The following is a 26055-nucleotide window of genomic DNA, read 5'->3' as shown; positions in this document are numbered from 1 at the left end:
ATGAGGGATAAAAATATTGTGCACGGTATACAAATAAGCAACAAAAGAGAATATATTCCGGCACCTTCGCTACATAAAAGGTGCCGAAAATAACGCAAGAAATTATTTTTCCGGCAGTTTTATATCTTTAAACATGACCTCAATTTCTTCATTAGAGCGTAATGCGACAGCCGCATCAACGACATCACGCGTTAAATGCGGTGCAAAACGCTGAATGAAATCATACATATAACTGCGCAAAAAAGTACTACGGCGAAAACCAATTTTGGTTGTACTGTGGCTGAAGATATCGTGAGCATCAACGCGCACAAGGTCCGGATCGGCGACCGGATCCACCGCCATGCTGGCAATGACCCCTACCCCCAGCCCTAACCGGACGTAAGTTTTAATGACGTCAGCATCCGTTGCCGTGAAGACGATACGTGGCGTTAACCCTGCGCGGTTAAAGGCAGTATCCAGTTCTGAACGTCCGGTAAAGCCGAAGGTATATGTCACCAACGGATATTGCGCCAGTTCTTCAATGGTAATGGCTTTTTTGCCTGCCAGCGGGTGATCCGGAGTGACTACAATAGCCCGATTCCAGTGGTAGCACGGTAACATCACTAAATCTTCATACAGATGTAGTGCTTCTGTGGCGATCGCGAAATCGGCATTGCCTTTAGAGACGGCATCAGCAATTTGCGTCGGCGAGCCCTGGTGCATATGCAAAGAAACGCGAGGATAACGCTCAATAAAGCCTTTGATGACGTTTGGTAACGCATAGCGTGCCTGGGTATGCGTGGTGGCGATATACAGCGAACCTTTATCCGGCCAGGTGTGCTCTCCGGCGACCGATTTTATGGCATCGACTTTCGACAGGACTTCACGAGCGATACGAATTATTTCTTGTCCTGCTGGCGTTACCTGCGTCAGGTGCTTGCCGCTTCGGGAAAAAATTTGAATGCCTAGCTCGTCTTCCAGCATTCTGACTTGTTTACTGATCCCGGGTTGTGATGTGTAAAGTCCTTCCGCCGTTGATGAGACATTCAGGTTATGATTGACCACCTCAACAATATAGCGAAGTTGTTGTAATTTCATGTTAAACCATCCACTTAGACGCCATCAGAACATCGTTTTTTCGTCACACCAGGCGGCGTGACTAATACGATTTAATAATAAAAAAGGTGCTAACTATAACCACTATATCATTTATAGCCTTAGTGTATAGGTGTGAAGAAAAAATAATATGCAATAAAAAAGGGCCGCTTTCGCGACCCTTTGTTTATAAAAACCTGACAGAATTAAAGGTTATTTTTTCCCTTCAACCCATTTGCCATCAACATAAAATGCTGACCAGCCAGTCGCCTTTCCGTCTTTTTCCGAAGAGACATATTGCTGTTTGGTTTTACGGCTAAAGCGAACCATGGTCTTATTACCTTCCGGATCCTGCTGTGGCGCATCGGCCAGATAACGCAGTTTTTCCGGCAGACGGTCGCGGAAGCGATAAAGCTCTTCCACCAGTGGCGCACGTGTTTCACGCGATTTCGGGAAGGTATTGGCCGCCAGGAACACACCGGCAGCACCGTCACGCAGCACGAAATAGGCATCTGATTTTTCGCACGGCAGCTCCGGTAATGGCACCGGATCTTCCTTCGGTGGTGCCACTTCGCCGTTACGTAAAATCTTACGTGTGTTTTTACACTCTTCGTTAGTGCAGGCCATGTATTTACCGAAACGCCCCATTTTCAGGTGCATTTCAGAGCCACATTTTTCACACTCAACGATCGGGCCGTCATAACCTTTAATGCGGAATTCGCCCTCTTCGATCTCGTAACCGTCGCAGGTTGGGTTATTACCACAGACATGCAACTTACGTTTCGGATCGATGAGATAGCTGTCCATCGCCGTGCCGCATTTCGGGCAACGACGTTTTGCGCGCAGCGCGTTGGTTTCAGCGTCTTCGCCTTCCAGCACGTTCAGCACTTCGTTTTCCGGCACCAGGTTAATGGTGGTTTTGCAACGCTCTTTCGGCGGCAGCGCATAACCAGAACAGCCAAGGAATACCCCGGTGCTCGCTGTGCGAATCCCCATTTTGCGACCACAAGTCGGGCAGTCAATGCTGGTCAGAACCATCTGGTTCGGGCGCATACCACCCTCTTCCGGATCTTTTTCAGCTTTATCTAACTGCTGGGTGAAATCCGAGAAGAAGTGATCCAGTACAGCTTTCCACTCTGCTTCGTGATTTGCCACCTGGTCGAGGCTGTTTTCCATCTGCGCGGTAAAGTCGTAGTTCATTAACTCACGGAAATTTTCTTCCAGGCGATCGGTGACAATTTCACCCATTTTTTCCGCGTAGAAACGACGATTTTCTACTCGCACATAGCCACGATCCTGAATGGTCGAAATGATCGATGCATAGGTAGACGGACGACCGATACCGCGTTTTTCCAGCTCTTTAACCAGCGATGCTTCACTAAAACGGGCTGGCGGCTTGGTAAAGTGCTGGGCTGGTGTCAGTTCAACGAGTGTCAAAGCATCGCCTTTATCGACTGCCGGTAAGATACGATCTTCATCGCCTTTACGCAGTGCAGGCATCACTTTCGTCCAGCCATCAAAGCGCAAAATACGACCGCGTGCTTTCAGGCGGAAATCGCCCGCACCAACGGTCAGCGTCGTGGAGTCATATTTCGCTGGGGTCATCTGGCAGGCAACGAACTGACGCCAGATTAACTGGTACAGTTTCTGCGCATCTGCTTCCATATCCTTCAGCGATTCCGCCATCACATTGACGTCAGAAGGACGAATCGCTTCGTGTGCTTCCTGTGAGTTTTCTTTGCTGGCGTACTGATTCGGACTTTCCGGCAGATATTTCTTACCAAAATTATCGCTGATATAACCGCGAACCATATTTACCGCGTCCTGACTCAGGTTGGTGGAGTCGGTACGCATGTATGTGATATAGCCAGCTTCATACAAACGCTGCGCCATCATCATGGTTTTTTTCACGCCAAAACCAAGACGGGTGCTGGCAGCTTGTTGCAGCGTAGAGGTAATAAAAGGAGCGCCAGGTTTACTGGTTGTCGGTTTGTCTTCACGTTCCAGCACGCTGTAGCGCGCTTTTTCCAGCAGACTTACCGCAGCCTGAGTTTGTTCTTTGTTGACCGGACGGAACGGTTTGTCGTTCTGATGAGTCACCTGCAACGCCAACGCTTCACCAGATGGCGTGGTCGTGCTGGCATCGACTTCCCAGAACTCTTCCGGTACGAACGCTTTAATTTCACGCTCACGCTCGACCACCAGGCGGACCGCCACCGACTGCACACGACCGGCAGACAGACCACGAGCGATCTTTTTCCACAGCAGCGGCGAAACCATATACCCCACCACGCGGTCCATAAAGCGACGCGCCTGCTGGGCATTAACACGATCAATATTCAGCTCACCTGGTTTGTTAAATGCCTGGCGGATCGCGTTTTTAGTAATTTCGTTAAACACCACTCGGCTATAGCGCGCATCATCACCACCAATCACTTCCCGCAGGTGCCATGCAATGGCTTCCCCTTCGCGGTCAAGGTCGGTTGCGAGATAGATGTGGTCGGCTTTTTCAGCCAGTTGTTTCAGTTCAGAGACGACCTTCTCTTTACCAGGCAACACTTCATAGTGCGCCTCCCAATTGTGCCACGGGTCAACCCCCATACGGTTGACGAGAGCGCCACGTTCATCCTTTTTAGGCTTTTTAGCCGTCTTGGTGGAGGTAGAGTCGGCACTCTTTTTGGCAGCTGAGCCACTGGTCGGCAAATCGCGGATGTGACCGACGCTGGATTTCACCACGTAGTCACTACCCAGATACTTGTTGATCGTTTTGGCTTTTGCCGGGGACTCAACGATGACAAGAGCTTTACCCATATTCACCTTACCTAATTTGATTCTTCCAGGAATGCGTCGCACGTTGATAAACCTTCCACTGGCAACGAGTTACCGATATGGACTCGCTCTCTGCGGATATCAACCCCTTGTCGTGACTCTGTTCACGAAAATTCAGGTGACTGAGTTAACAGGTCTTGGCCTACAGGCGCTATAGCACGACGGAATTTTGGTCGAATGTCAAGCAAATCTATTGCCAGATTGACGAAAGCGTCACACTGTACCTGATAAAATCCGATACGCAACTTTATTAGCATGCAAAATCCAAAGTTGCCAGTAAGGCGCTCTTGCCACCAGCGTGGTATATTTGTCTGCAAGCCATGCCTGGCGTAGACTAATGTCCTTGTTTAAGGAGTAAATAATGAACAAAGAGACACAACCCATCGACCGCGAAACGCTGTTGAAAGAGGCCAACAAAATCATTCGTGAGCATGAGGATACGCTCGCAGGGATTGAAGCCACCGGCGTCACGCAGCGTAATGGCGTGCTGGTATTTACCGGCGACTACTTTTTAGATGAACAAGGATTGCCAACAGCCAAAAGCACCGCGGTGTTTAATATGTTCAAACACCTGGCCCATGTGCTTTCAGAAAAATATCACCTGGTTGATTAAAGCAAAACGCGAGGTCTTAGCCTCGCGTTTGTCTTTTACATCAATGGCTTTTGACCCCGCTGCCACCAGCGTAGCAACAATCGATCGGCGCTCTCTGCCGCGCTGCCGGTGAATCGGTCAATGAGTCGTTTACGCTGCATATAGCGTACATTGACCACTTCACGGCCTTCCATCAGGCTAAGAATAACTTCATCACTGGTGTTGATTTCATCAACCAGGCCTTTCTCTACCGCCTGTTGTCCGTACCAGTGTTCACCCGTTGCCACCTGTTCAATATCCAGAGACGGACGCATACGCTTCACAAAATCTTTAAATAACTGATGCGTTTCGTTCAGCTCTTCGCGGAATTTCTCCCGCCCTTCTTCGGTGTTTTCACCCAGCAAGGTCAGCGTGCGCTTATACTGCCCAGCGGTGTGCAGTTCGATATCAATATCTTTGCTTTTCAGGAAGCGGTTAAAGTTGGGCATTTGTGCCACCACGCCAATGGAACCCACAATAGCAAACGGTGCGGAAACAATTTTGTCCGCCACACAGGCCATCATGTAACCGCCGCTGGCAGCGACTTTGTCTACCGTAACAGTTAAAGGAATGTTTTTATCACGCAGACGCTGCAGCTGCGAAGCCGCCAACCCGTAACCATGCACCATGCCACCAGGGCTTTCCAGACGTAGCACAACCTGATCCTGCGGTTTAAATGCTGCGAGTACCGCCGTTATCTCTTCACGTAGCGAGTTCACTTCATGGGCGTCCATGCTGCCTTTAAAATCCAGCACCCAGACGCGAGGTTTACTGTCAGTTGCCACCTCGCCCAGTTTGGCTTTCGCTTTTGCTGCTTTCGCTTCTTGCTTGTGCTTTTTCTTCTGCGCTTTGTGCCACTGTTTTTGCTGATGTGAGTCCATCAGCGCCGCGGCCAGTTCTTCTTTCATCTCCTTATACTGTTCGCTGAGATTGTTGACCCGTAACTCGCCACGCTGGCGTTTATTACGTTGAGCAACATTGACAATAATGGCGGCAATCGCCGCAATCGCTAGCACAACGGTAACGATTTTCGCCAAAAACAAACCATATTCAGACAACAATTCCACGAGTCCCCACCTTGGTTAAACAACGCTTTGGCTCACAGTTTACAACAGGCATGTTAAGCCGTCTCGCAGAGATGTTATTGCAGCGAAAGTATGACAAAGTATCCATTTTGCGGTGTTATCGCCCCAGGCTGATTGAAATGCCCTTCTGTTTCAGGCATAAAGCCCCAAAGTCATAAAGTACACTGGCAGCGCGACAGACAACGTCGTTGAGGAGTAGCCATGCATTACCAGCCAAAACAAGATTTACTCAATGATCGCATTATCCTGGTGACGGGAGCCAGCGATGGTATTGGTCGTGAAGCCGCGATGACGTATGCACGCTATGGTGCGACAGTGATTCTGTTGGGCCGTAATGAAGAAAAATTACGTCAGGTAGCCAGCCACATAAACGAAGAAACTGGGCGTCAGCCACAGTGGTTTATTCTCGATTTGCTGACCTGCACGTCCGAAGATTGCCAACAACTGGCACAGCGCATTGCCGTTAATTATCCGCGCCTGGATGGTGTTTTGCATAATGCCGGATTGCTCGGCGATGTTTGCCCAATGAGCGAACAAAATCCGCAGGTCTGGCAGGACGTCATGCAGGTCAACGTTAATGCCACCTTTATGCTCACCCAGGCACTGCTTCCTTTATTACTCAAATCGGACGCGGGTTCACTGGTCTTTACTTCATCAAGCGTTGGACGTCAGGGGCGTGCAAACTGGGGCGCATATGCAGCGTCGAAATTTGCCACCGAAGGGATGATGCAGGTACTGGCCGATGAATATCAGCAGCGCCTGCGCGTCAACTGCATTAACCCAGGCGGTACGCGCACCGCAATGCGTGCCAGCGCCTTCCCGACCGAAGATCCACAGAAACTTAAAACACCCGCTGATATCATGCCGCTCTACCTCTGGCTGATGGGTGATGACAGCCGCCGTAAAACCGGCATGACCTTTGACGCCCAACCGGGCCGTAAACCAGGAATTTCCCAATGAGTGATGAACGCTACCAACAGCGTCAGCAGCGAGTGAAAGAAAAAGTAGATGCCCGTGTGGCTCAGTCCCAGGATGAACGCGGTATTATCATCGTCTTTACCGGCAATGGAAAAGGCAAAACCACCGCGGCATTTGGTACGGCAACTCGTGCAGTAGGCCATGGCAAAAATGTGGGTATCGTGCAGTTTATTAAAGGCACCTGGCCTAATGGCGAGCGCAATCTACTGGAGCCACATGGCGTTGAGTTTCAGGTGATGGCAACGGGCTTTACCTGGGATACACAAAATCGCGAATCTGATACCGCGGCCTGCCGTGAAGTCTGGCAACATGCCAAACGAATGCTGGCCGATCCTTCACTGGATATGGTTTTGCTCGATGAGCTAACTTATATGGTGGCGTATGACTATTTGCCACTGGAAGAAGTGGTGCAGGCGTTAAATGAACGTCCACATCAACAGACGGTGATTATCACGGGTCGTGGTTGTCATCGGGATATTCTTGAATTGGCGGATACGGTGAGTGAATTACGCCCCGTGAAACATGCGTTTGATGCCGGTGTTAAGGCGCAAATAGGGATTGATTATTAAGAGAAAGCACCTCAAAAGATCGCCTCTTGAGGTGCTTTAATCATAATTATATTCAAGCGGCAATAGCAAAACTCAGAATCCGTTTTATCTCATTCAAATGTCCCGGATATGCTTCATGATTCTCAGCGTCAACATCTTCAATAAATAATATCAGTTCAGTAATTAACGCATTGGCATCTTCATAACTGATTGCGCTTAACTCTGGCGAAGTTTCAGTACCGTAGTTAATCGTCAGATTGTTCATCACCGTGAGGATAAGGATAAAATATTTATGACAAACCTTGCATGTGGTTTGGTTGCCCAGAGTATTATACAGCATATCAAGTAATGCCAGTATTCTACGGTTTTGTACATCGTTCATAAAATGCCCCTCCTATAACATTATTCCGCTGGCAATAAGTAATTTCGCCAGCCCCTCAGACGCCTTTAACCCACTAATGACCTGTGCGCGTAATATTTCATTTAATCTTTTTTGTTCAGCCGCTGTGCGTATTTTATTAGTGTATAAATCCTTAAGGTGATTTCCCTCGTCAAGAAATGAGTTCAGTGCTTGTATTGCTGGAATAGCTGGATCTGCTGCACGAAGACGTGTTTCATTAATACTGATAATCGCAGCCAGGAATTCTTGTCTGCTCTTCAATGTCTTAAATTCATTACCTCCTCCTTTTTTTAAGGAGGCATTGTAATAAACGAGATTATTATGTACCGTCGCAAAGGTATTTCTTCCAGTTTGTTTACCTTTTGTCGCGATATCGTTTCGTATATCAGTTAGATCATTTTTTATTCTTTGCCAATGTTTATTTACCGTACTACCTATATTCCCTGCGCTTACCCTTGTATTATACAACCCATTGAAATAAACCACTAAATCTTTAACCGCTGCTGCAGATTTTGTTAATGTTCCACCACCATTGATGCCCAGAAGTGCCCCCGCATTATTCGCGTGATCCAGAGCTTGTTTAAGCAATATGAACTGTTTGCTGTCTTTAACATCTAAATCCTCATTCAAAAGTTCGACATAAGAACTCATACTGCTAATGATTTCCATAGAAGCCAGCAATCTTTCTTTTTCAGTAGCGACTATCTTTGTAGTAAAAAGATCTTCTTGAGATTTTTTGTGCTTATCTCCAGGTTGCTGACATAATGACTCATCACTGGTACTGTTTTCAATAACTACCTCATAATCTGGTCGAGGTGCACACTCCGGATTAGTCGCATAAAAATTAACAAGGAAGTTTTCACGAGAAGCATAGTATTGTTTAAAGAAACTTGCATTCGCCGCCACCGCCTTGTTACCCGCAGTAATAACAGTTTCGGCTTGTTCATTTTTCAATGCATCGGTTGCACAACCTGAAAGCATTAACAGCGATAGAAATATTCCACTATATCTAATCATAACCCACCTCTTGACGTTGAGTTTATCTCAGATAATTAAATAGTAACGTGGCTATTTCTGGGTATTATTCATAAGCAAGTATGAAATTAAATTAAAATACTGCGACTATTTATCATGCTTCAAATGAAGAAAAGGCCCCGCAGGGCCTTTATTTTATACTTATCTTAAATTAACCGTTATTATTACGTCCGCCAGAACGGCGACCACCGCTCACCTGGCTATGACGTTTCACCGCACGACGAATCTGATTCGCCTTCATACGACGACGGTCTTTTTCTACGGCAACTTTAGAGCTGGTTTCTGGCGGTAGCTCCACCAGTTCGCGCAGATAGTTAGTCTGGGCGAGGTCCAGCTCCGTCCAGCCACCGCGTGGCAGACCTTTTGGCAGTGGGATATCACCGTAACGAACACGAATCAGGCGGCTTACCTGCACACCAACCGCTTCCCAAAGACGACGAACTTCACGGTTACGGCCTTCGGTCAGAGTAACGTTGTACCACTGGTTGATCCCTTCGCCGCCGCTGAACTTGATGGTTTTAAAGGCTGCCGGACCATCTTCCAACTGCACGCCACGACTCAAATCACGCAGTTTCGCGTCGTCAACCTGACCAAATACACGCACGGCATATTCACGTTCAACTTCACGGCTTGGGTGCATTAAACGGTTTGCCAGTTCACCATCGGTGGTGAACAGCAGCAGACCACAGGTATTAACGTCCAGGCGACCCACGGCAATCCAGCGTGCGCCACGCAGTTTTGGCAGACGGTCAAACACCGTTGGACGTCCTTCCGGATCGTTACGGGTACACAACTCACCTTCCGGTTTGTAATAGGCCAGAACGCGACAAATTTGTTCAGCGGACTCACGTACCGAAATCAGGTGACCATCGATACGGATTTTCAATCCAGGGGTAATTTCAACACGATCGCCGAGTTTAGCAATTTTGCCATCAACACTCACACGACCGGCTTCAATAATAGATTCGATTTCACGGCGAGAACCGTGGCCGGCACGCGCCAGCACTTTCTGTAGCTTTTCGCTCATAGAGCTTCCTTTTGGTGTCGCCTTCCCAGGCGTCTGATATGCTTTTGTGCAACAGTGAGTCAGAACTTACATCTGACTCACTGATAGTAAAGTCTGTTTGAACTCTTCAGGCCTTAAGTAAACGACTCGACGTTTATCGGCCTGGCTTTGAGGCGCAACATACTACACTATCTTTATGGTTAAAGCTTGTTTCGATTAACGTCGATTTGGTTACCAACCACCACCGCCTCCGCCACCCGCACCGCCGCCAGCACCACCACCGGAATAGCTCCGCCCCAACAAACTGGTATAGGCCCCGCAACTCAGGTGCGTCTGCAATGAGAATAAAACACCACTACGGGCAATTTCCGGGGCGCTAACAGCCGCTGTGAGTGATGGGGTGATACGTGCTGCCCATTCTCTGCCAAGGTTTGCCGAGACCGCCCAACCTAACAACGCGTAATCCAGTTTCCGTGTTTCCCCTTTCCGCCGCCGCCCACTGTGTGTTGCCGCCTCTTTACGCGCAAGATAGTTAACGATAGCTTCACCGTGGGCATAACGTTGCTGCCCAGTTTGGGTAAACTTTGGCAGAAAAATATACCCCATGCCAGTGAGATAACCGGTCAGGAAAACAGCGCTAAAATAACCCGCTGGCATATACCAGTAAAAGAATACATCTCCGACATTGATATAGAGAGAATAAAAGGCCACGCCTGAACAAATCAGCGGTAAAAACAAAGTGATGATTACACGATTAACGCAAGGCTTGTCATCATCGCGGGCAAATAAAAGCTCAAGGGAACAAAATAAAAAAGGAAGAAACCAGCAGATCATAATAAACATATCGCCCACCAGACTCATTCCTGCCCAGCCTACGGGACTCAGGTTACCGTAGAGAATGACCGCCAATATTGCCATTCCGCCCCATTGCAAAAACGCATCAGGTCGGTAAAACGAAGACTTTTTACGCGGCAGATAAAATTTCTGCATCCGTAAAAATGCCCTGCGTAACACTCTGTTGCGTCTCCCCGTAAGAACGACCTTATCGCCTTTACGAAATAACGCTTCCAGTAATAACTGCTCTGCGGGCAGTAATACCGCATTATTTCTGGTCGCGCCTTCATTAACACGAATCAGGATTTGCTGGTTCTTGTCATACTGATCTTCCAGATGAATTTTGCCTTTCACAATCAGATTTACGATATCGGCACAAAAACCTTTATCGTCGTAAACCAGCTTCGCATCGAGACGTAACATGCCGGGCGTGTAATCTGGCGGAATGACATCGGTTTCAATCACATCTACCGGCGTAAATTGCGGCCTGCGCTTCCAGAGATATAACCATCCACAAACCATGAGCAGACACGGAAACCAAATTAACAACGATGACGTGGAGGGTAAAAGAAGATGGCTGAAAATATTCGTCGTTTGTAGAGCCGGGGCATTGCTAAGTAAAGCGTGAGGCCAGCGATAGAGGACCGTGAAGTCTTCACGATAAAACGGATCGCGGGATTCAATTCTTCCGTCCTCAAGGATGCGGCCATTTCGATATGTGTCGCCCTCTTCTCCGGTAAAGAGATCAATTTCGCTAAATGGATTACCCGCAATATTAGAGATCTGGAGAGAAAATCGGGTCTTATAAATTTCAAACGGCCACTTGTTACCGGTCACGTTCCAGATTAACAGATCAGAATCTCCCTCACGCAGGAAAGCATTTTTAACCTGATAATGAATTTGATAATGATAGTCACCTTGAGGCAAGAAACGTTGTTTATCGCCCACGACAATACTCATTAAACCGATATGCCAGTCAAGATGCCAGGGTTCAGGAACACCATCACGGGTGACGCCAACAATATGATAGTTCAGCAGTGCAGCGTCACCATCAGGCTGCATCCATAGTCGTGGTAAATCACGATAAAATCCGTGCTTAATCTGCTGATTTCGCGCCTGAAAATGAATGTTCTCTTTGATGTCGAGCACCCCATCCAGTTGCAGGGTGGCTTCAACATCAAAGAGCGAGATCCCTTCTTCATAAGAAGGGATCTCCGTGTTTTCTGCATAACTTAGAGATGATACAAACAGCCCTGCTATCAACAGCAAAATGCAGCGAAACTTCCCTGCCATAGTCTTCCATCCGTGGAACGCAATTTGTTATAAGAAAGGCTTCACATCACCTACGCCTTCACGCACCACGACCGGCGTATCATCAGTAAGATCAATAACCGTTGTTGGTTTCTGCCCGAGATAGCCGCCGTGAATAATCAAGTCCACCTGTTTTTCCAGACGGTCTTTAATTTCTTCCGGATCGGATTCGGTAAATTCGCTACCTGGCAGCATCAGTGATGTGGAAAGCATCGGTTCGCCCAATGCTTCAAGCAGCGCCTGCGCAATCGGGTTAGAAGGCACACGCATACCGATGGTTTTGCGTTTTTCCTGCAACAGACGGCGTGGCACTTCCTTCGTCCCCTTCAGGATGAAGGTATAGTTGCCCGGCGTGTTGTTTTTCATTAAACGAAACGCAACGTTATCGACAAATGAATAGGTCGAGAGTTCAGAAAGATCGCGACACATCAGGGTAAAGTTGTGACCGTCCGGCAGCTGGCGAATTCGACAAATACGCTCCATGGCGTTTTTATCTTCAATTTTACAGCCGAGCGCATAGCCGGAATCGGTTGGATAAACAATCACCCCGCCTTTACGCACGATCTCCACCGCCTGGTTGATCAGACGTTGCTGCGGATTATCAGGATGAATATAAAAAAACTGGCTCATAATTCCCTCTCTGTGGTGTTCTGCGGCTGTTCCCATAGCTGCCAGACGCCTTCAACGCCTGCGGGCAGCCAGAGTTTACGACCCAGTTCGATCCACGGGCATGGCTGATGAAAATCAGATCCTTGTGATGCCCATAAATGATGCTGACGCGCAAGTGTCGCCAGCTGGGTGCGTTCATTGGGCGATTGCTGGCACTGCGCGACTTCCATCGCGTCGCCGTGGTGTTCGGCAAAATGCGCAACCAATCTTTTCAGCCATTTAGCACTAAGATTGTACCGCCCAGGATGAGCTAGCACCGCCTTACCGCCAGAATGATGAATGACATCAATAGCTTGTTCTATTGTACACCACTGTGGCGGAACGTATCCGGTTTTCCCGCGCGCCAGATATTTTTTAAAGACATCCGCCATTGAACTGGCTTTGCCGCACTCCACAAGGAAACGCGCAAAATGACCGCGCGTCACCGCACCGCCCTGCGCCAGTCGTTGCGCGCCTTCCAGTGCCCCAGGTATTTGCGCTTTTTCAAGTCTTTCGGCAATCAGCTGCGCCCGCTGATTGCGCCGTTCTGTCTGCTGCGCGAGGAACTCACACATTAGCGGATGAGTAATATCAATATTCAGCCCGACAATATGAATTTCATGATTTTCCCAGACCGTGGAGATTTCCACGCCGGGAATAAGATTCAGCGCCAGTCCCGAACGTGAAATTTCCTCTCTTGCTGGTGAGATTGCAGCTGTGGTGTCATGGTCGGTGATCGCCAGGGTGCCGACGTGCATCTCGACTGCACGGTGCACCAATGCTTCTGGCGTCAGGCAGCCATCGGAAGCTGTGGTATGGCTGTGCAGGTCGTAAATCACTGCGTAATTCGTGTCGCTCAAGGCGCACTCCCGTTCTGGATAATGTTTTTTGCGCCGACATCATAACGGTTCTGGCAAATATTCTGAAATGAGCTGTTGACAATTAATCATCGAACTAGTTAACTAGTACGCAAGTTCACGTAAAAAGGGTATCGACAATGAAAGCAATTTTCGTACTGAAAGGTTGGTGGCGCACTTCCTGAAACGGGCAGTGTATTCACCATGCGTAAAGCAATCAGATACCCAGCCCGCCTAATGAGCGGGCTTTTTTTTGAACAAAATTAGAGAATAACAATGCAAACACAAAAACCGACTCTCGAACTGCTAACCTGCGAAGGCGCTTATCGCGACAACCCGACTGCGCTTTTTCACCAGTTGTGTGGGCATCGTCCAGCAACGCTGCTGCTGGAATCCGCAGATATCGACAGCAAAGATGATTTAAAAAGTCTGCTGCTGATAGACAGTGCGCTGCGCATTACAGCATTAGGTGACACTGTCACAATTCAGGCACTTTCCGGCAATGGCGAAGCCCTGCTGGCACTACTGGATAACGCCCTGCCTGCGGGTGTGGAAAGTGAACAATCACCAAACTGCCGTGTGCTGCGCTTCCCCCCTGTCAGTCCACTGCTGGATGAAGACGCCCGCTTATGCTCCCTTTCGGTTTTTGACGCTTTCCGCTTATTGCAGAATCTGTTGAATGTACCGAGGGAAGAGCGAGAAGCAATGTTCTTCGGCGGCCTGTTCTCTTATGACCTTGTGGCGGGATTTGAAGATTTACCACAACTGGCAGCGGAAAATAACTGTCCTGATTTCTGTTTTTATCTCGCTGAAACGCTGATGGTGATTGACCATCAGAAAAAAAGCACCCGCATTCAGGCCAGTCTTTTTGCTCCGAATGAAGAAGAAAAACAACGTCTCACTGCTCGCCTGAACGATCTTCGCCAGCAACTGACTGAAACCGCGCCACCGCTGCCGGTGGTTTCCGTGCCGCATATGCGTTGTGAATGTAACCAGAGCGATGAAGAGTTCGGTGGCGTAGTGCGTTTGTTGCAAAAAGCGATTCGCGCCGGAGAAATTTTCCAGGTCGTACCATCTCGCCGTTTCTCTCTGCCCTGCCCGTCACCGCTGGCGGCCTATTACGTGCTGAAAAAGAGTAATCCCAGCCCGTACATGTTTTTTATGCAGGATAATGATTTCACCCTGTTTGGCGCGTCGCCGGAAAGTTCGCTCAAGTATGACGCCACCAGCCGCCAGATTGAGATCTACCCCATTGCCGGAACACGTCCACGCGGTCGTCGTGCCGATGGTTCACTGGACAGAGACCTCGACAGCCGCATCGAACTGGAAATGCGTACCGATCATAAAGAGCTTTCTGAACATCTGATGCTGGTGGATCTCGCCCGTAATGATCTGGCACGCATTTGCACCCCCGGCAGCCGCTACGTCGCCGATCTCACCAAAGTTGACCGTTACTCTTACGTGATGCACCTGGTCTCCCGCGTGGTCGGTGAGCTGCGCCACGATCTCGACGCCCTGCACGCTTACCGCGCCTGTATGAATATGGGGACGTTAAGCGGTGCACCGAAAGTACGCGCTATGCAGTTAATTGCCGAGGCGGAAGGTCGTCGCCGCGGCAGCTACGGCGGCGCGGTAGGTTATTTCACCGCGCATGGCGATCTCGACACCTGCATTGTGATCCGCTCGGCACTGGTGGAAAACGGTATCGCCACCGTGCAAGCCGGTGCTGGCGTGGTACTTGATTCTGTTCCGCAGTCGGAAGCCGACGAAACCCGTAATAAAGCCCGCGCTGTACTGCGCGCTATTGCCACCGCGCATCATGCACAGGAGACTTTCTGATGGCTGACATTCTGCTGCTCGATAATATCGACTCTTTTACTTACAACCTGGCAGATCAGTTGCGCAGCAATGGGCATAACGTGGTGATTTACCGCAACCATATTCCGGCGCAGACCTTAATTGAACGCCTGGCGACAATGAGCAATCCGGTGCTGATGCTTTCTCCTGGCCCCGGTGTGCCAAGCGAAGCCGGTTGTATGCCAGAACTCCTCACCCGCCTGCGCGGCAAGCTGCCAATTATTGGCATTTGCCTCGGTCATCAGGCGATTGTCGAAGCTTATGGGGGGTATGTCGGTCAGGCGGGCGAAATTCTTCACGGTAAAGCCTCCAGCATTGAACATGACGGTCAGGCGATGTTTGCCGGATTAACAAACCCGCTGCCAGTGGCGCGTTATCACTCGCTGGTTGGCAGTAACATTCCGGCCGGTTTAACCATCAACGCCCATTTTAATGGCATGGTGATGGCGGTGCGTCACGATGCAGATCGCGTTTGTGGATTCCAGTTCCATCCGGAATCCATTCTTACTACCCAGGGCGCTCGCCTGCTGGAACAAACATTGGCCTGGGCGCAGCAGAAACTGGAACCGACTAACACGCTGCAACCGATTCTGGAAAAACTGTATCAGGCGCAGACGCTTAGCCAGCAAGAAAGCCACCAGCTGTTTTCAGCGGTGGTGCGTGGCGAGCTGAAGCCAGAACAGCTCGCGGCGGCTCTGGTAAGCATGAAAATTCGTGGCGAGCACCCGAACGAAATCGCCGGGGCAGCAACTGCCCTTCTGGAAAATGCTGCGCCGTTCCCGCGCCCTGATTATCTGTTTGCCGATATCGTCGGTACCGGTGGTGACGGCAGTAACAGTATCAATATTTCTACCGCCAGTGCGTTTGTCGCCGCGGCCTGTGGGCTGAAAGTGGCGAAACACGGCAACCGTAGCGTCTCCAGTAAATCCGGTTCGTCGGATCTGCTGGCGGCATTCGGTATTAATCTTGATATGAACGCCGATAAATCGCGCCAGGCGCTGGATGAGTTAGGCGTCTGTTTCCTCTTTGCGCCGAAATATCACACCGGATTCCGCCACGCGATGCCGGTTCGCCAGCAACTGAAAACCCGCACCCTGTTCAACGTGTTGGGGCCATTGATTAACCCGGCACATCCGCCACTGGCATTAATTGGTGTCTACAGCCCGGAACTGGTGCTGCCGATTGCCGAAACTTTGCGCGTGCTGGGGTATCAACGCGCGGCGGTGGTGCACAGCGGCGGGATGGATGAAGTTTCATTACACGCGCCGACAATCGTTGCCGAACTGCATGACGGCGAAATTAAGAGCTATCAATTGACCGCTGAAGATTTTGGCCTGACACCCTACCACCAGGAGCAACTGGCAGGCGGAACACCGGAAGAAAACCGTGACATTTTAACACGCTTGTTACAAGGTAAAGGCGACGCCGCCCATGAAGCAGCCGTCGCGGCGAACGTCGCCATGTTAATGCGCCTGCATGGCCATGAAGATCTGCAAGCCAATGCGCAAACCGTTCTTGAGGTACTGCGTAGTGGTTCCGCTTACGACAGAGTCACCGCACTGGCGGCACGAGGGTAAATGATGCAAACCGTTTTAGCGAAAATCGTCGCAGACAAGGCGATTTGGGTAGAAGCCCGCAAACAGCAGCAACCGCTGGCCAGTTTTCAGAATGAGGTTCAGCCGAGCACGCGACATTTTTATGATGCGCTACAGGGTGCACGCACGGCGTTTATTCTGGAGTGTAAAAAAGCGTCACCGTCAAAAGGCGTGATCCGCGATGATTTTGATCCGGCACGCATTGCAACCGTTTACAGAAATTATGCTTCGGCAATTTCGGTGCTGACCGATGAGAAATATTTCCAGGGGAGCTTTGATTTCCTCCCCATCGTCAGCCAAATCGCCCCCCAGCCGATTTTATGTAAAGACTTTATTATCGACCCTTACCAGATCTATCTGGCGCGCTATTACCAGGCCGATGCCTGCTTATTAATGCTGTCGGTGCTGGACGATGAACAATATCGCCAGCTTGCCGCCGTCGCCCACAGTCTGGAGATGGGTGTGCTGACCGAAGTCAGTAATGAAGAGGAACTGGAGCGCGCCATTGCATTGGGGGCAAAGGTCGTTGGCATTAACAACCGCGACCTGCGCGATTTGTCGATTGATCTCAACCGTACCCGCGAGCTTGCGCCGAAACTGGGGCACAACGTGACGGTAATCAGCGAATCCGGCATCAATACTTACGCTCAGGTGCGCGAGTTAAGCCACTTCGCTAACGGTTTTCTGATTGGTTCGGCGTTGATGGCCCATGACGATTTGAACGCCGCCGTGCGCCGGGTGTTGCTGGGTGAGAATAAAGTATGTGGCCTGACGCGTGGGCAAGATGCTAAAGCAGCTTATGACGCGGGCGCGATTTACGGTGGGTTGATTTTTGTTGCGACATCACCGCGTTGCGTCAACGTTGAACAGGCGCAGGAAGTGATGGCTGCGGCACCGTTGCAGTATGTTGGCGTGTTCCGCAATCACGATATTGCCGATGTGGTGGACAAAGCTAAGGTGTTATCGCTGGCGGCAGTGCAACTGCATGGTAATGAAGATCAGCTGTATATCGATACGCTGCGTGAAGCTCTGCCAGCACACGTTGCCATCTGGAAAGCATTAAGCGTCGGTGAAACCCTGCCCGCCCGCGAGCTTCAGCACGTTGATAAATATGTTTTAGACAACGGCCAGGGTGGAAGCGGTCAACGTTTCGACTGGTCACTGTTAAACGGCCAATCGCTTGGCAACGTTCTGCTGGCGGGGGGCTTAGGCGCAGATAACTGCGTGGAAGCGGCACAAACCGGCTGCGCCGGACTTGATTTTAATTCTGCTGTAGAGTCGCAACCGGGCATCAAAGACGCACGTCTTTTGGCCTCGGTTTTCCAGACGCTGCGCGCATATTAAGGAAAGGAACAATGACAACATTACTTAACCCGTATTTTGGTGAGTTTGGCGGCATGTACGTGCCACAAATCCTGATGCCTGCTCTGCGCCAGCTGGAAGAAGCTTTTGTCAGCGCGCAAAAAGATCCTGAATTTCAGGCCCAGTTCAACGACCTGCTGAAAAACTATGCCGGGCGTCCAACCGCACTCACCAAATGCCAGAACATCACGGCTGGCACTAACACCACGCTGTATCTCAAGCGCGAAGATTTGCTGCACGGCGGCGCGCATAAAACTAACCAGGTGCTCGGTCAGGCTTTACTGGCGAAGCGGATGGGTAAAACCGAAATCATCGCCGAAACCGGTGCCGGTCAGCATGGCGTGGCGTCGGCCCTTGCCAGCGCCCTGCTCGGCCTGAAATGTCGCATTTATATGGGTGCCAAAGACGTCGAGCGCCAGTCGCCTAACGTTTTTCGTATGCGCTTAATGGGTGCGGAAGTGATCCCGGTGCATAGCGGTTCCGCGACGCTGAAAGATGCCTGTAATGAGGCGCTACGCGACTGGTCCGGCAGTTATGAAACCGCTCACTATATGCTGGGCACCGCGGCTGGCCCGCATCCTTACCCGACCATTGTGCGTGAGTTTCAGCGAATGATTGGCGAAGAAACGAAAGCGCAGATTCTGGAAAGAGAAGGTCGCCTGCCGGATGCGGTTATCGCCTGTGTTGGCGGCGGTTCGAATGCCATCGGCATGTTTGCTGATTTTATCAACGAAACCGACGTCGGCCTGATTGGTGTCGAACCAGGCGGTCACGGTATCGAAACTGGCGAGCACGGCGCACCGTTAAAACACGGTCGCGTGGGCATCTATTTCGGTATGAAAGCGCCGATGATGCAAACCGAAGATGGACAGATTGAAGAATCTTACTCCATCTCCGCCGGACTGGATTTCCCGTCTGTCGGCCCACAACACGCGTATCTTAACAGCACTGGACGCGCTGATTACGTGTCAATTACCGATGATGAAGCACTGGAAGCCTTCAAAACGCTGTGCCTGCACGAAGGGATCATCCCGGCGCTAGAATCCTCCCACGCCCTGGCCCATGCGCTGAAAATGATGCGCGAAAACCCGGAAAAAGAGCAGCTACTGGTGGTTAACCTTTCCGGTCGCGGCGATAAAGACATCTTCACCGTTCACGATATTTTGAAAGCACGAGGGGAAATCTGATGGAACGCTACGAATCTCTGTTTGCCCAGTTGAAGGAGCGCAAAGAAGGCGCATTCGTTCCTTTCGTCACGCTCGGTGATCCGGGCATTGAGCAGTCGCTGAAAATTATCGACACGCTAATTGAAGCCGGTGCTGACGCGCTGGAGTTAGGTATCCCCTTCTCCGACCCACTGGCGGATGGCCCGACGATTCAAAACGCCACACTGCGTGCCTTTGCGGCAGGTGTGACCCCGGCACAGTGCTTTGAGATGCTGGCACTGATTCGCCAGAAGCACCCGACCATTCCCATCGGCCTTTTGATGTATGCCAACCTGGTGTTTAACAAAGGCATTGATGAGTTTTATGCCCAGTGCGAGAAAGTCGGCGTCGATTCGGTGCTGGTTGCCGATGTGCCAGTGGAAGAGTCCGCTCCCTTCCGCCAGGCCGCGTTGCGTCATAATGTCGCACCTATCTTTATTTGCCCGCCGAATGCCGACGATGATTTGCTGCGCCAGATAGCCTCCTACGGTCGTGGATACACCTATTTATTGTCACGTGCGGGCGTGACCGGCGCAGAAAACCGCGCCGCGTTACCCCTCAATCATCTGGTCACGAAGCTGAAAGAATACAATGCTGCGCCTCCATTGCAGGGCTTTGGTATTTCCGCCCCGGATCAGGTAAAAGCAGCGATTGATGCAGGAGCTGCGGGCGCGATTTCTGGTTCGGCCATCGTTAAAATCATCGAGCAACATATTAATGAGCCAGAGAAAATGCTGGCGGCACTGAAAGCTTTTGTACAACCGATGAAAGCGGCGACGCGCAGTTAATCCCACAGCCGCCAGTTCCGCTGGCGGCATTTTAACTTTCTTTAACGAAGCTGGAAAAATCCTAAATTCATTTATTATTTATCTTTTTACCGTTTCGCTTACCCCTGTCGAAAGTCAACTTACGTCTTTTTTCCGCCCAACAGTAATATAATCAAACAAATTAATCCCGCAACATAACACCAGTAAAATCAATAATTTTCTCTAAGTCACTTATTCCTCAGGCAATTGTTAATATATCCAGAATGTTCCTCATAATATATTTTCCCTCTTTCTTCTCGTTGCGCTTAATTTGACTAATTTTCATTAGCGACTAATTTTAATGAGTGTCGACACACAACACTCATATTAATGAAACAATGCAACGCAACGGGAGAAATAACATGGCCGAACATCGTGGTGGTTCAGGAAATTTCGCCGAAGACCGTGAAAAGGCATCCGACGCTGGCCGTAAAGGCGGTCAGCATAGCGGCGGTAATTTTAAAAATGATCCGCAACGCGCATCTGAAGCGGGTAAAAAAGGCGGTCAACAAAGCGGTGGTAATAAATCAGGAAAATCCTGATTCACCGTTAATTATTAATATCAGTTGATAAAGATAATTGCATCTGCGGGCCGTATGGCTCGCAGTGATTTCACTGGAGAAAAATATGAATATGAAGACCATTGAAGATGTCTTTATTCACCTGCTTTCAGATACCTACAGCGCAGAAAAACAATTAACCCGGGCACTGGCAAAACTCGCAAGAGCAACATCAAACGAAAAATTAAGTCAGGCTTTTCATGCGCACCTCGAGGAAACACATGGACAGATTGAACGTATTGATCAAGTTGTGGAATCTGAATCGAATCTGAAAATTAAGCGCATGAAATGTGTGGCAATGGAAGGTCTCATTGAAGAAGCTAATGAGGTCATCGAAAGTACCTTGAAAAACGAAGTACGTGATGCCGCACTGATTGCCGCTGCACAGAAAGTCGAGCACTATGAGATCGCCAGTTACGGGATCTTAGCGACGCTGGCTGAACAATTAGGTTACCGTAAAGCAGCGAAACTTCTGAAAGAAACTCTTGAAGAAGAAAAGGCCACCGACATCAAACTGACTGATCTGGCACTTAATAACGTAAATAAGAAAGCCGAAAATAAAGCCTGAAATATGAACTTTAACTTTTAGTCATTTTATAAAGAGGACATTTTCATGAATCGTATTGAACATTATCATGACTGGTTACGTGACGCCCACGCAATGGAAAAGCAAGCCGAATCTATGCTTGAATCCATGGCTAGTCGTATAGATAATTATCCTGAACTACGCGCTCGTATTGAACAACATCTTAGTGAAACCAAAAACCAGATTGTTCAACTGGAAACTATTCTTGATCGTAATGACATTTCACGTTCAGTCATTAAAGATTCCATGAGTAAAATGGCTGCGCTTGGGCAGTCAATCGGTGGTATATTCCCTTCTGATGAAATAGTCAAAGGCTCTATTAGCGGATATGTCTTCGAGAAATTTGAAATCGCCTGTTACACCTCACTATTAGCAGCAGCAAAAAATGCCGGTGATACAGCTTCAATTCCAACCATCGAAGCGATTTTAAATGAGGAAAAAGAAATGGCCGACTGGCTGATTCAGCATATTCCGCAAACAACTGAGAAATTTTTAATTCGCTCTGAAACTGATGGCGTAGAAGCGAAGAAATAATACCCTTTATGCCATGTCCTTATTGACCCCGTATATTACGGGGTCGTTTTTGTGCGGAATTAAAAACGATATCCTGCTGAGAACATAAACACCCACGGATCGAGGCGTACGCTATCGTGTTGCTGTGCACCGCCCAGTTTATAATTGGCGGTGGTATCGATATCCATGTACCACACTGACATGTTAACCAACCAGTCACGGTTAATCAGATAATCAACCCCCACCTGCCCGGCAGCTCCCCAGGAATCTTTCAGACTGAGATCGGAAAGCCCCGCCTCTTTGCCATGATCGTTAAATCCATTATCAAAGAAGGTGGTGTAGTTGATGCCTGCCCCAACATAAGGACGGAATTTGCTGCTGGCATCACCAAAATACCACTGCGCCATCAGTGTTGGCGGCAGATGATGAACGGTTGCAATATCGCCGGTCGCCCTGGTGCCGATTTTATGGCGGAACGGCGTCGCTGCCAGTAATTCCACACCAATGTTGTCGGTCGCCATATAAGTAAACGTCAGGCCCAGTTGAGTGTTATTGGTCACGCTGAATCCACCCAGACTTCCTAACGTACCACCAGCACCTTCTGTTGGACGTACGGTTGCAGAACCTGCACGCATAAAAAATTCGCCTGCTTCATGCGCAAAGGCACTGCCAGAGAGAAGAGTTGTTACTGCCAAAGCCGCCACTGTTAACTTTTTCATATCCGCTCCGTCGTTATGGTTATAAAAACGTGACGAATATACCTACATTGGAGTAACAAATGATCCTACATAGATCACATTACATATGATAATTCACCCTTTATTGATCTGGATTAATTTAGAAGTTGCATTGAAAATCCTGGTTAATGTGATTTAAATCAATTTTTAAATATTTTCGCTACGCAAATATTAACTCGCTCGCCACTTGCAGCGGTTTGCCCACGCCTGAAGGCCAGCAATTACCTCCGCTTTACAAAGATATGCTTTTCCATACAAGACCTGATGCTGCCACCCGAGGCTTAACCAGGGTACAATTGCCCGCTAATTAACACCTGCATAAAACTCAAGGAGAGTGCATGTCTATCACGGCGCAGTCCGTATACCGTGACACCGGAAATTTCTTCCGTAATCAATTTATGACCATTCTGTTGGTATCGTTGCTATGTGCGTTTATCACAGTGGTGTTAGGGCATGTTTTCTCACCCAGTGATGCACAGCTTGCGCAGCTCAATGACGGCGTGCCCGTTAGCGGCAGTAGTGGGTTGTTCGACCTGGTTCAGAATATGTCACCGGAACAGCAACAAATTTTGCTGCAGGCTTCAGCGGCGTCCACTTTTTCAGGATTAATCGGTAACGCCATTCTCGCCGGAGGCGTAATATTAATTATCCAGCTGGTGTCTGCGGGTCAGAGAGTCAGTGCGCTTCGAGCTATTGGTGCCAGTGCGCCGATATTGCCAAAGTTATTTATTCTGATTTTTCTGACTACCCTTTTAGTACAGATTGGCATCATGCTGGTGGTCGTTCCGGGAATTATCATGGCCATTTTACTGGCTCTGGCACCGGTGATGTTGGTACAGGACAAAATGGGCGTTTTTGCCTCGATGCGTAGCAGTATGCGGCTGACTTGGGCGAATATGCGTCTGGTGGCACCCGCAGTACTGAGCTGGTTGCTGGCAAAGACACTGTTGCTGCTTTTTGCCTCTTCTTTTGCCGCATTAACCCCGGAAATTGGTGCCGTACTGGCGAACACCTTGAGCAACCTGATTTCAGCCGTACTGCTCATCTATCTGTTCCGCCTGTATATGTTGATTCGCCAATAACCTTAAGCATTTGATTACGGAATCGTAAAATGAAGCAGTTTCTTGATTTTTTACCGCTGGTTGTCTTTTTCGCGTTTTACAAGATTTATGACATCTATGCGGCTACTGCGGCGCTGATCGTCGCCACGGCGATTGTGCTTATATATAGCTGGGTTCGCTTTCGTAAGGTTGAGAAGATGGCCCTGATCACTTTTGTTCTGGTGGTCGTCTTCGGTGGCTTGACGCTGTTCTTCCACAATGATGAGTTTATTAAATGGAAGGTTACAGTCATTTATGCTCTGTTTGCGGGAGCCCTGTTAGTCAGCCAATGGGTGATGAAAAAGCCGCTAATTCAGCGGATGCTGGGTAAAGAACTCACGCTGCCGCAACCGGTATGGTCGAAGCTGAATCTGGCCTGGGCTGTTTTCTTTATCCTTTGCGGTCTGGCAAACATCTACATCGCATTCTGGCTGCCGCAAAATATTTGGGTCAACTTTAAAGTCTTTGGCCTGACCGCCCTTACCTTAATCTTCACATTGTTAAGCGGTATCTATATCTACCGCCACATGCCGCAGGAAGATAAATCCTAACCAGACTGCCAGTCCTTCGGGGCTGGCGCTGTATCTCCTCTGTTCTCCTCAGGAAAATCATAGTAGCATCGCGCCTGTGATTTTCCTTTTAAGTCGGTTTTACCATGTCTACAACACATAACGTCCCTCAGGGCGATCTTGTTTTACGTACTTTAGCCATGCCCGCCGATACCAATGCCAATGGTGACATCTTTGGTGGTTGGTTAATGTCACAAATGGATATTGGCGGCGCTATTCTGGCGAAAGAAATTGCCCACGGTCGCGTAGTGACCGTGCGGGTTGAAGGAATGACTTTCTTACGGCCGGTTGCGGTCGGCGATGTGGTGTGCTGCTATGCACGCTGTGTCCAGAAAGGGACGACATCGGTCAGCATTAATATTGAAGTGTGGGTGAAAAAAGTCGCGTCTGAACCCATCGGGCAACGCTATAAAGCGACAGAAGCATTATTTAAGTATGTCGCGGTTGATCCTGAAGGAAAACCTCGCGCCTTACCTGTTGAGTAATAGTCAAAAGCCTCCGGTCGGAGGCTTTTGACTTTATGCTTACTGAATTTCGGTGGTGCCGTTAATTTTAAACAGGATATTCACCACAATCCCACTGCCTGGCTTACCCGGCTCATAACGCCATCTGCGCATCGCATTTTTCACCTCACGCTCAAACATATTCGCAGGCTTGGCTGAGAGGATTTGTACGTTATCCACGCGACCATCCGGCGTGACGTCAAATTTAACTTTAACCTGCCCTTCAATGCGCAATGCCTGTGCTCGTGCCGGATACTGCGGCTGATTACGGCTTAATGCGCGTGGTCCTGAAGCCACACTGGTAACCGGCTTGCTGGTTGCAGCCGTTGCTGTACTTGATGTCGGGCGTGCCGGTGCCGTATTTTCAAACGGTGATGCCGGACGCGACTCTACGGGTTTGACATCGCGTTTTGGCTGCTCCTGTACCTTTTTCACCGGCTTCGGTTTTGGCTTAGGTTTCGGCTTCGGCTTTTCAATGACCACCGGTGCTTCTTTTGGCGGTTCGGGGATCGGCTCAGGTTCCGGTTCTGGCTCTACCACCGGCTCCGGTGGCGGCTGAACGGCTTGTGGCGGTTCGAGATCCGCAGGCGCAACCATCGTGACAGAAATTGGCTGCGCAGGCGCAGGTAGTTCAATAACCTGATGTACCGAGGTATAGAGCAGACCCGCCACAACAGCACCATGAATGCAGACCGAAAGTAACGTCGGCCAGGGGAAGCGGCGAGGTAAATCAAGGGTCATTGAAGTCATAATCATTTCAGTAGAAAAACCAGGTCTCGATTTTAAATGCAAATAGCAATCATATTCAATAAGGCAAGACGATCAGGATCAGTGAAAATGTCATTTTTGGCGTAATTGACCTTACTTTATGCATGGTCTTAACAAAGACATCATCTTTCCGTTGCAGATCTTCGCCCTTTCAAATAACGTACTTTACAACTTTCCCGAACAAGGAGTTGTGCCCGTGTTGTATGTTATTTACGCTCAAGACAAAGCTGATAGCCTCGAAAAACGCCTTTCCGTTCGTCCGGCACATTTAGCACGTTTACAGTTACTGCATGATGAAGGTCGTTTGTTGACAGCTGGTCCAATGCCAGCGGTAGACAGTAACGATCCAGGGGCTGCGGGATTTACTGGCTCAACCGTTATTGCTGAATTTGAATCGCTGGAAGCAGCTCAGGCCTGGGCCGATGCTGACCCGTACGTAGCGGCAGGAGTCTATGAACACGTTTCAGTGAAACCATTTAAGAAAGTGTTCTGAATAGAGATTCAATATTTAAGGGCACGGTTTTTGCAACCGTGTTCTTGTTTGGCCTTTCCTTATAGGTCGGTCAGTGCATTCACCCCCACAAGCAGATAATAACTTTATCTGTATTTCTTTATATGATGTGAGCATATTCAGGAAAAATGCCCTTTCCTGACGCAG

At 49.3% G+C, this 26055-nt stretch carries 27 protein-coding genes, 1 pseudogene and 1 other annotated feature; of the genes and pseudogenes, 17 read left to right on the top strand and 11 right to left on the bottom strand.

Annotated elements, in window-relative coordinates; genetic code table 11:
* Positions 1-102: 102 nt before the first annotated feature.
* Both cysB and topA read right to left on the bottom strand, forming a co-directional pair.
* A complete protein-coding gene (gene cysB, locus ACJHXB_RS15385; protein ID WP_000776253.1) occupies positions 103-1077 on the bottom strand; it encodes an HTH-type transcriptional regulator CysB in 975 nt (324 codons plus the stop codon).
* Positions 1078-1287: 210 nt separating this feature from the next.
* Positions 1288-3885 (bottom strand): type I DNA topoisomerase, encoded by a 2598-nt coding sequence (gene topA / locus ACJHXB_RS15380; protein WP_001295576.1) that lies wholly within the window; start codon positions 3883-3885, stop codon positions 1288-1290.
* 379 nt (positions 3886-4264) lie between these two features.
* Here topA and ACJHXB_RS15375 point away from each other — a divergent pair, with 379 nt between their 5' ends.
* Positions 4265-4516, top strand: a complete 252-nt coding sequence (locus tag ACJHXB_RS15375) for a YciN family protein (protein WP_001031530.1) — start codon at positions 4265-4267, stop codon at positions 4514-4516.
* Between the two features lie 35 nt (positions 4517-4551).
* Here ACJHXB_RS15375 and sohB read toward each other — a convergent pair whose 3' ends face one another.
* The gene (gene sohB, locus ACJHXB_RS15370; RefSeq protein ID WP_000422045.1) at positions 4552-5601 is read right to left on the bottom strand and encodes a protease SohB; all 1050 of its coding nucleotides are present in this window, start codon (positions 5599-5601) and stop codon (positions 4552-4554) included.
* A gap of 219 nt (positions 5602-5820) precedes the next feature.
* Between sohB and ACJHXB_RS15365 the strand changes: the two genes are divergently transcribed.
* Both ACJHXB_RS15365 and cobO read left to right on the top strand, forming a co-directional pair.
* Complete coding sequence (locus tag ACJHXB_RS15365) at positions 5821-6579, top strand: YciK family oxidoreductase (RefSeq protein WP_000559277.1); 759 nt, start codon at positions 5821-5823, stop codon at positions 6577-6579.
* Positions 6576-7166 carry a cob(I)yrinic acid a,c-diamide adenosyltransferase gene (gene cobO, locus ACJHXB_RS15360; RefSeq protein WP_001278909.1) on the top strand — a complete coding sequence of 197 codons (591 nt, stop codon included), beginning with the start codon at positions 6576-6578 and terminating at the stop codon, positions 7164-7166. The genes ACJHXB_RS15365 and cobO overlap by 4 nt, the downstream gene beginning before the upstream one ends.
* A gap of 52 nt (positions 7167-7218) precedes the next feature.
* Here cobO and ACJHXB_RS15355 read toward each other — a convergent pair whose 3' ends face one another.
* The 6 genes from ACJHXB_RS15355 to rnm form a co-directional block, all read right to left on the bottom strand.
* The gene (locus ACJHXB_RS15355; protein WP_001000714.1) at positions 7219-7527 is read right to left on the bottom strand and encodes a hypothetical protein; all 309 of its coding nucleotides are present in this window, start codon (positions 7525-7527) and stop codon (positions 7219-7221) included.
* Between the two features lie 12 nt (positions 7528-7539).
* The gene (locus ACJHXB_RS15350; protein ID WP_000622015.1) at positions 7540-8562 is read right to left on the bottom strand and encodes a hypothetical protein; all 1023 of its coding nucleotides are present in this window, start codon (positions 8560-8562) and stop codon (positions 7540-7542) included.
* Positions 8563-8731: 169 nt separating this feature from the next.
* Positions 8732-9607 carry a 23S rRNA pseudouridine(2605) synthase RluB gene (gene rluB, locus ACJHXB_RS15345; protein WP_001291206.1) on the bottom strand — a complete coding sequence of 292 codons (876 nt, stop codon included), beginning with the start codon at positions 9605-9607 and terminating at the stop codon, positions 8732-8734.
* Positions 9608-9817: 210 nt separating this feature from the next.
* Complete coding sequence (locus tag ACJHXB_RS15340) at positions 9818-11713, bottom strand: DUF2207 domain-containing protein (RefSeq protein WP_001605340.1); 1896 nt, start codon at positions 11711-11713, stop codon at positions 9818-9820.
* Between the two features lie 27 nt (positions 11714-11740).
* Positions 11741-12361, bottom strand: coding sequence for an L-threonylcarbamoyladenylate synthase (locus tag ACJHXB_RS15335; RefSeq protein ID WP_001295575.1), 621 nt, complete (start codon positions 12359-12361; stop codon positions 11741-11743).
* Positions 12358-13239 (bottom strand): RNase RNM, encoded by an 882-nt coding sequence (gene rnm / locus ACJHXB_RS15330; RefSeq protein WP_410233509.1) that lies wholly within the window; start codon positions 13237-13239, stop codon positions 12358-12360. The genes ACJHXB_RS15335 and rnm overlap by 4 nt, the downstream gene beginning before the upstream one ends.
* Positions 13240-13376: 137 nt before the next feature.
* On the opposite strand from rnm, the gene trpL reads away from it, so the two are divergent.
* The 9 genes from trpL (at position 13377) to ACJHXB_RS15285 (ending at position 21741) form a co-directional block, all read left to right on the top strand.
* Positions 13377-13421, top strand: a complete 45-nt coding sequence (gene trpL / locus ACJHXB_RS15325) for a trp operon leader peptide (protein ID WP_001700591.1) — start codon at positions 13377-13379, stop codon at positions 13419-13421.
* Positions 13398-13491 (top strand) — a sequence feature (Trp leader region). Its footprint overlaps the gene before it by 24 nt.
* Before the next feature lie 21 nt (positions 13492-13512).
* Positions 13513-15075 (top strand): anthranilate synthase component I, encoded by a 1563-nt coding sequence (gene trpE, locus ACJHXB_RS15320; RefSeq protein WP_001194614.1) that lies wholly within the window; start codon positions 13513-13515, stop codon positions 15073-15075.
* Entirely contained in the window at positions 15075-16670 is a 1596-nt protein-coding gene (gene trpD, locus ACJHXB_RS15315) for a bifunctional anthranilate synthase glutamate amidotransferase component TrpG/anthranilate phosphoribosyltransferase TrpD (protein WP_000763524.1), read from the top strand. The genes trpE and trpD overlap by 1 nt, the downstream gene beginning before the upstream one ends.
* Positions 16671-18032, top strand: a complete 1362-nt coding sequence (trpCF, locus tag ACJHXB_RS15310; RefSeq protein WP_000983873.1) for a bifunctional indole-3-glycerol-phosphate synthase TrpC/phosphoribosylanthranilate isomerase TrpF — start codon at positions 16671-16673, stop codon at positions 18030-18032.
* A gap of 11 nt (positions 18033-18043) precedes the next feature.
* Positions 18044-19237 carry a tryptophan synthase subunit beta gene (gene trpB, locus ACJHXB_RS15305; RefSeq protein WP_000209513.1) on the top strand — a complete coding sequence of 398 codons (1194 nt, stop codon included), beginning with the start codon at positions 18044-18046 and terminating at the stop codon, positions 19235-19237.
* Positions 19237-20043, top strand: coding sequence for a tryptophan synthase subunit alpha (gene trpA, locus ACJHXB_RS15300; RefSeq protein WP_000443071.1), 807 nt, complete (start codon positions 19237-19239; stop codon positions 20041-20043). Before trpB ends, trpA begins: the two co-directional genes overlap by 1 nt.
* Positions 20044-20423: 380 nt before the next feature.
* Complete coding sequence (locus ACJHXB_RS15295; protein ID WP_000807651.1) at positions 20424-20603, top strand: general stress protein; 180 nt, start codon at positions 20424-20426, stop codon at positions 20601-20603.
* An 85-nt stretch (positions 20604-20688) separates the two neighbouring features.
* A complete protein-coding gene (locus tag ACJHXB_RS15290) occupies positions 20689-21189 on the top strand; it encodes a ferritin-like domain-containing protein (RefSeq protein ID WP_001056498.1) in 501 nt (166 codons plus the stop codon).
* Positions 21190-21234: 45 nt separating this feature from the next.
* Positions 21235-21741 carry a ferritin-like domain-containing protein gene (locus tag ACJHXB_RS15285; protein WP_034173126.1) on the top strand — a complete coding sequence of 169 codons (507 nt, stop codon included), beginning with the start codon at positions 21235-21237 and terminating at the stop codon, positions 21739-21741.
* 59 nt (positions 21742-21800) lie between these two features.
* On the opposite strand, the gene ompW is transcribed toward ACJHXB_RS15285, so the two are convergent.
* Positions 21801-22439, bottom strand: coding sequence for an outer membrane protein OmpW (gene ompW / locus ACJHXB_RS15280; RefSeq protein ID WP_000737226.1), 639 nt, complete (start codon positions 22437-22439; stop codon positions 21801-21803).
* 239 nt (positions 22440-22678) lie between these two features.
* Between ompW and ACJHXB_RS15275 the strand changes: the two are divergent.
* The 4 genes and pseudogenes from ACJHXB_RS15275 to yciA form a co-directional block, all read left to right on the top strand.
* Positions 22679-22768 (top strand): annotated as a pseudogene (locus tag ACJHXB_RS15275) (YkgJ family cysteine cluster protein); the annotation flags it as partial.
* Positions 22769-22795: 27 nt separating this feature from the next.
* A complete protein-coding gene (locus tag ACJHXB_RS15270; RefSeq protein WP_000028546.1) occupies positions 22796-23539 on the top strand; it encodes a YciC family protein in 744 nt (247 codons plus the stop codon).
* 29 nt (positions 23540-23568) lie between these two features.
* Positions 23569-24108, top strand: coding sequence for a septation protein A (locus ACJHXB_RS15265; protein ID WP_000808667.1), 540 nt, complete (start codon positions 23569-23571; stop codon positions 24106-24108).
* 104 nt (positions 24109-24212) lie between these two features.
* The gene (gene yciA, locus ACJHXB_RS15260; protein WP_000108160.1) at positions 24213-24611 is read left to right on the top strand and encodes an acyl-CoA thioester hydrolase YciA; all 399 of its coding nucleotides are present in this window, start codon (positions 24213-24215) and stop codon (positions 24609-24611) included.
* Between the two features lie 39 nt (positions 24612-24650).
* Here yciA and tonB read toward each other — a convergent pair whose 3' ends face one another.
* Entirely contained in the window at positions 24651-25370 is a 720-nt protein-coding gene (gene tonB / locus ACJHXB_RS15255) for a TonB system transport protein TonB (RefSeq protein WP_000171276.1), read from the bottom strand.
* 223 nt (positions 25371-25593) lie between these two features.
* Here tonB and ACJHXB_RS15250 point away from each other — a divergent pair, with 223 nt between their 5' ends.
* Positions 25594-25890, top strand: a complete 297-nt coding sequence (locus ACJHXB_RS15250; protein WP_000967595.1) for a YciI family protein — start codon at positions 25594-25596, stop codon at positions 25888-25890.
* Positions 25891-26055: the final 165 nt, after the last annotated feature.

The sequence above is a fragment of the Escherichia sp. WS3227_2 genome, from assembly GCF_046486495.1.
GTDB lineage: Bacteria > Pseudomonadota > Gammaproteobacteria > Enterobacterales > Enterobacteriaceae > Escherichia > Escherichia coli.
Note: the sequence above shows the minus strand (reverse complement) of the source record. Positions and strands in the feature narration are given on the sequence as shown.

Coding starts and splice junctions, on each gene's coding strand:
- cysB (WP_000776253.1), bottom strand. CDS start 1,077: ATGAAATTACAACAACTTCGCTATATTGTTGAGGTGGTCAATCATAAC.
- topA (WP_001295576.1), bottom strand. CDS start 3,885: ATGGGTAAAGCTCTTGTCATCGTTGAGTCCCCGGCAAAAGCCAAAACG.
- ACJHXB_RS15375 (WP_001031530.1), top strand. CDS start 4,265: ATGAACAAAGAGACACAACCCATCGACCGCGAAACGCTGTTGAAAGAG.
- ACJHXB_RS15365 (WP_000559277.1), top strand. CDS start 5,821: ATGCATTACCAGCCAAAACAAGATTTACTCAATGATCGCATTATCCTG.
- cobO (WP_001278909.1), top strand. CDS start 6,576: ATGAGTGATGAACGCTACCAACAGCGTCAGCAGCGAGTGAAAGAAAAA.
- ACJHXB_RS15355 (WP_001000714.1), bottom strand. CDS start 7,527: ATGAACGATGTACAAAACCGTAGAATACTGGCATTACTTGATATGCTG.
- ACJHXB_RS15350 (WP_000622015.1), bottom strand. CDS start 8,562: ATGATTAGATATAGTGGAATATTTCTATCGCTGTTAATGCTTTCAGGT.
- rluB (WP_001291206.1), bottom strand. CDS start 9,607: ATGAGCGAAAAGCTACAGAAAGTGCTGGCGCGTGCCGGCCACGGTTCT.
- ACJHXB_RS15340 (WP_001605340.1), bottom strand. CDS start 11,713: ATGGCAGGGAAGTTTCGCTGCATTTTGCTGTTGATAGCAGGGCTGTTT.
- ACJHXB_RS15335 (WP_001295575.1), bottom strand. CDS start 12,361: ATGAGCCAGTTTTTTTATATTCATCCTGATAATCCGCAGCAACGTCTG.
- trpE (WP_001194614.1), top strand. CDS start 13,513: ATGCAAACACAAAAACCGACTCTCGAACTGCTAACCTGCGAAGGCGCT.
- trpD (WP_000763524.1), top strand. CDS start 15,075: ATGGCTGACATTCTGCTGCTCGATAATATCGACTCTTTTACTTACAAC.
- trpCF (WP_000983873.1), top strand. CDS start 16,671: ATGATGCAAACCGTTTTAGCGAAAATCGTCGCAGACAAGGCGATTTGG.
- trpB (WP_000209513.1), top strand. CDS start 18,044: ATGACAACATTACTTAACCCGTATTTTGGTGAGTTTGGCGGCATGTAC.
- trpA (WP_000443071.1), top strand. CDS start 19,237: ATGGAACGCTACGAATCTCTGTTTGCCCAGTTGAAGGAGCGCAAAGAA.
- ACJHXB_RS15295 (WP_000807651.1), top strand. CDS start 20,424: ATGGCCGAACATCGTGGTGGTTCAGGAAATTTCGCCGAAGACCGTGAA.
- ACJHXB_RS15290 (WP_001056498.1), top strand. CDS start 20,689: ATGAATATGAAGACCATTGAAGATGTCTTTATTCACCTGCTTTCAGAT.
- ACJHXB_RS15285 (WP_034173126.1), top strand. CDS start 21,235: ATGAATCGTATTGAACATTATCATGACTGGTTACGTGACGCCCACGCA.
- ompW (WP_000737226.1), bottom strand. CDS start 22,439: ATGAAAAAGTTAACAGTGGCGGCTTTGGCAGTAACAACTCTTCTCTCT.
- ACJHXB_RS15270 (WP_000028546.1), top strand. CDS start 22,796: ATGTCTATCACGGCGCAGTCCGTATACCGTGACACCGGAAATTTCTTC.
- ACJHXB_RS15265 (WP_000808667.1), top strand. CDS start 23,569: ATGAAGCAGTTTCTTGATTTTTTACCGCTGGTTGTCTTTTTCGCGTTT.
- yciA (WP_000108160.1), top strand. CDS start 24,213: ATGTCTACAACACATAACGTCCCTCAGGGCGATCTTGTTTTACGTACT.
- tonB (WP_000171276.1), bottom strand. CDS start 25,370: ATGACCCTTGATTTACCTCGCCGCTTCCCCTGGCCGACGTTACTTTCG.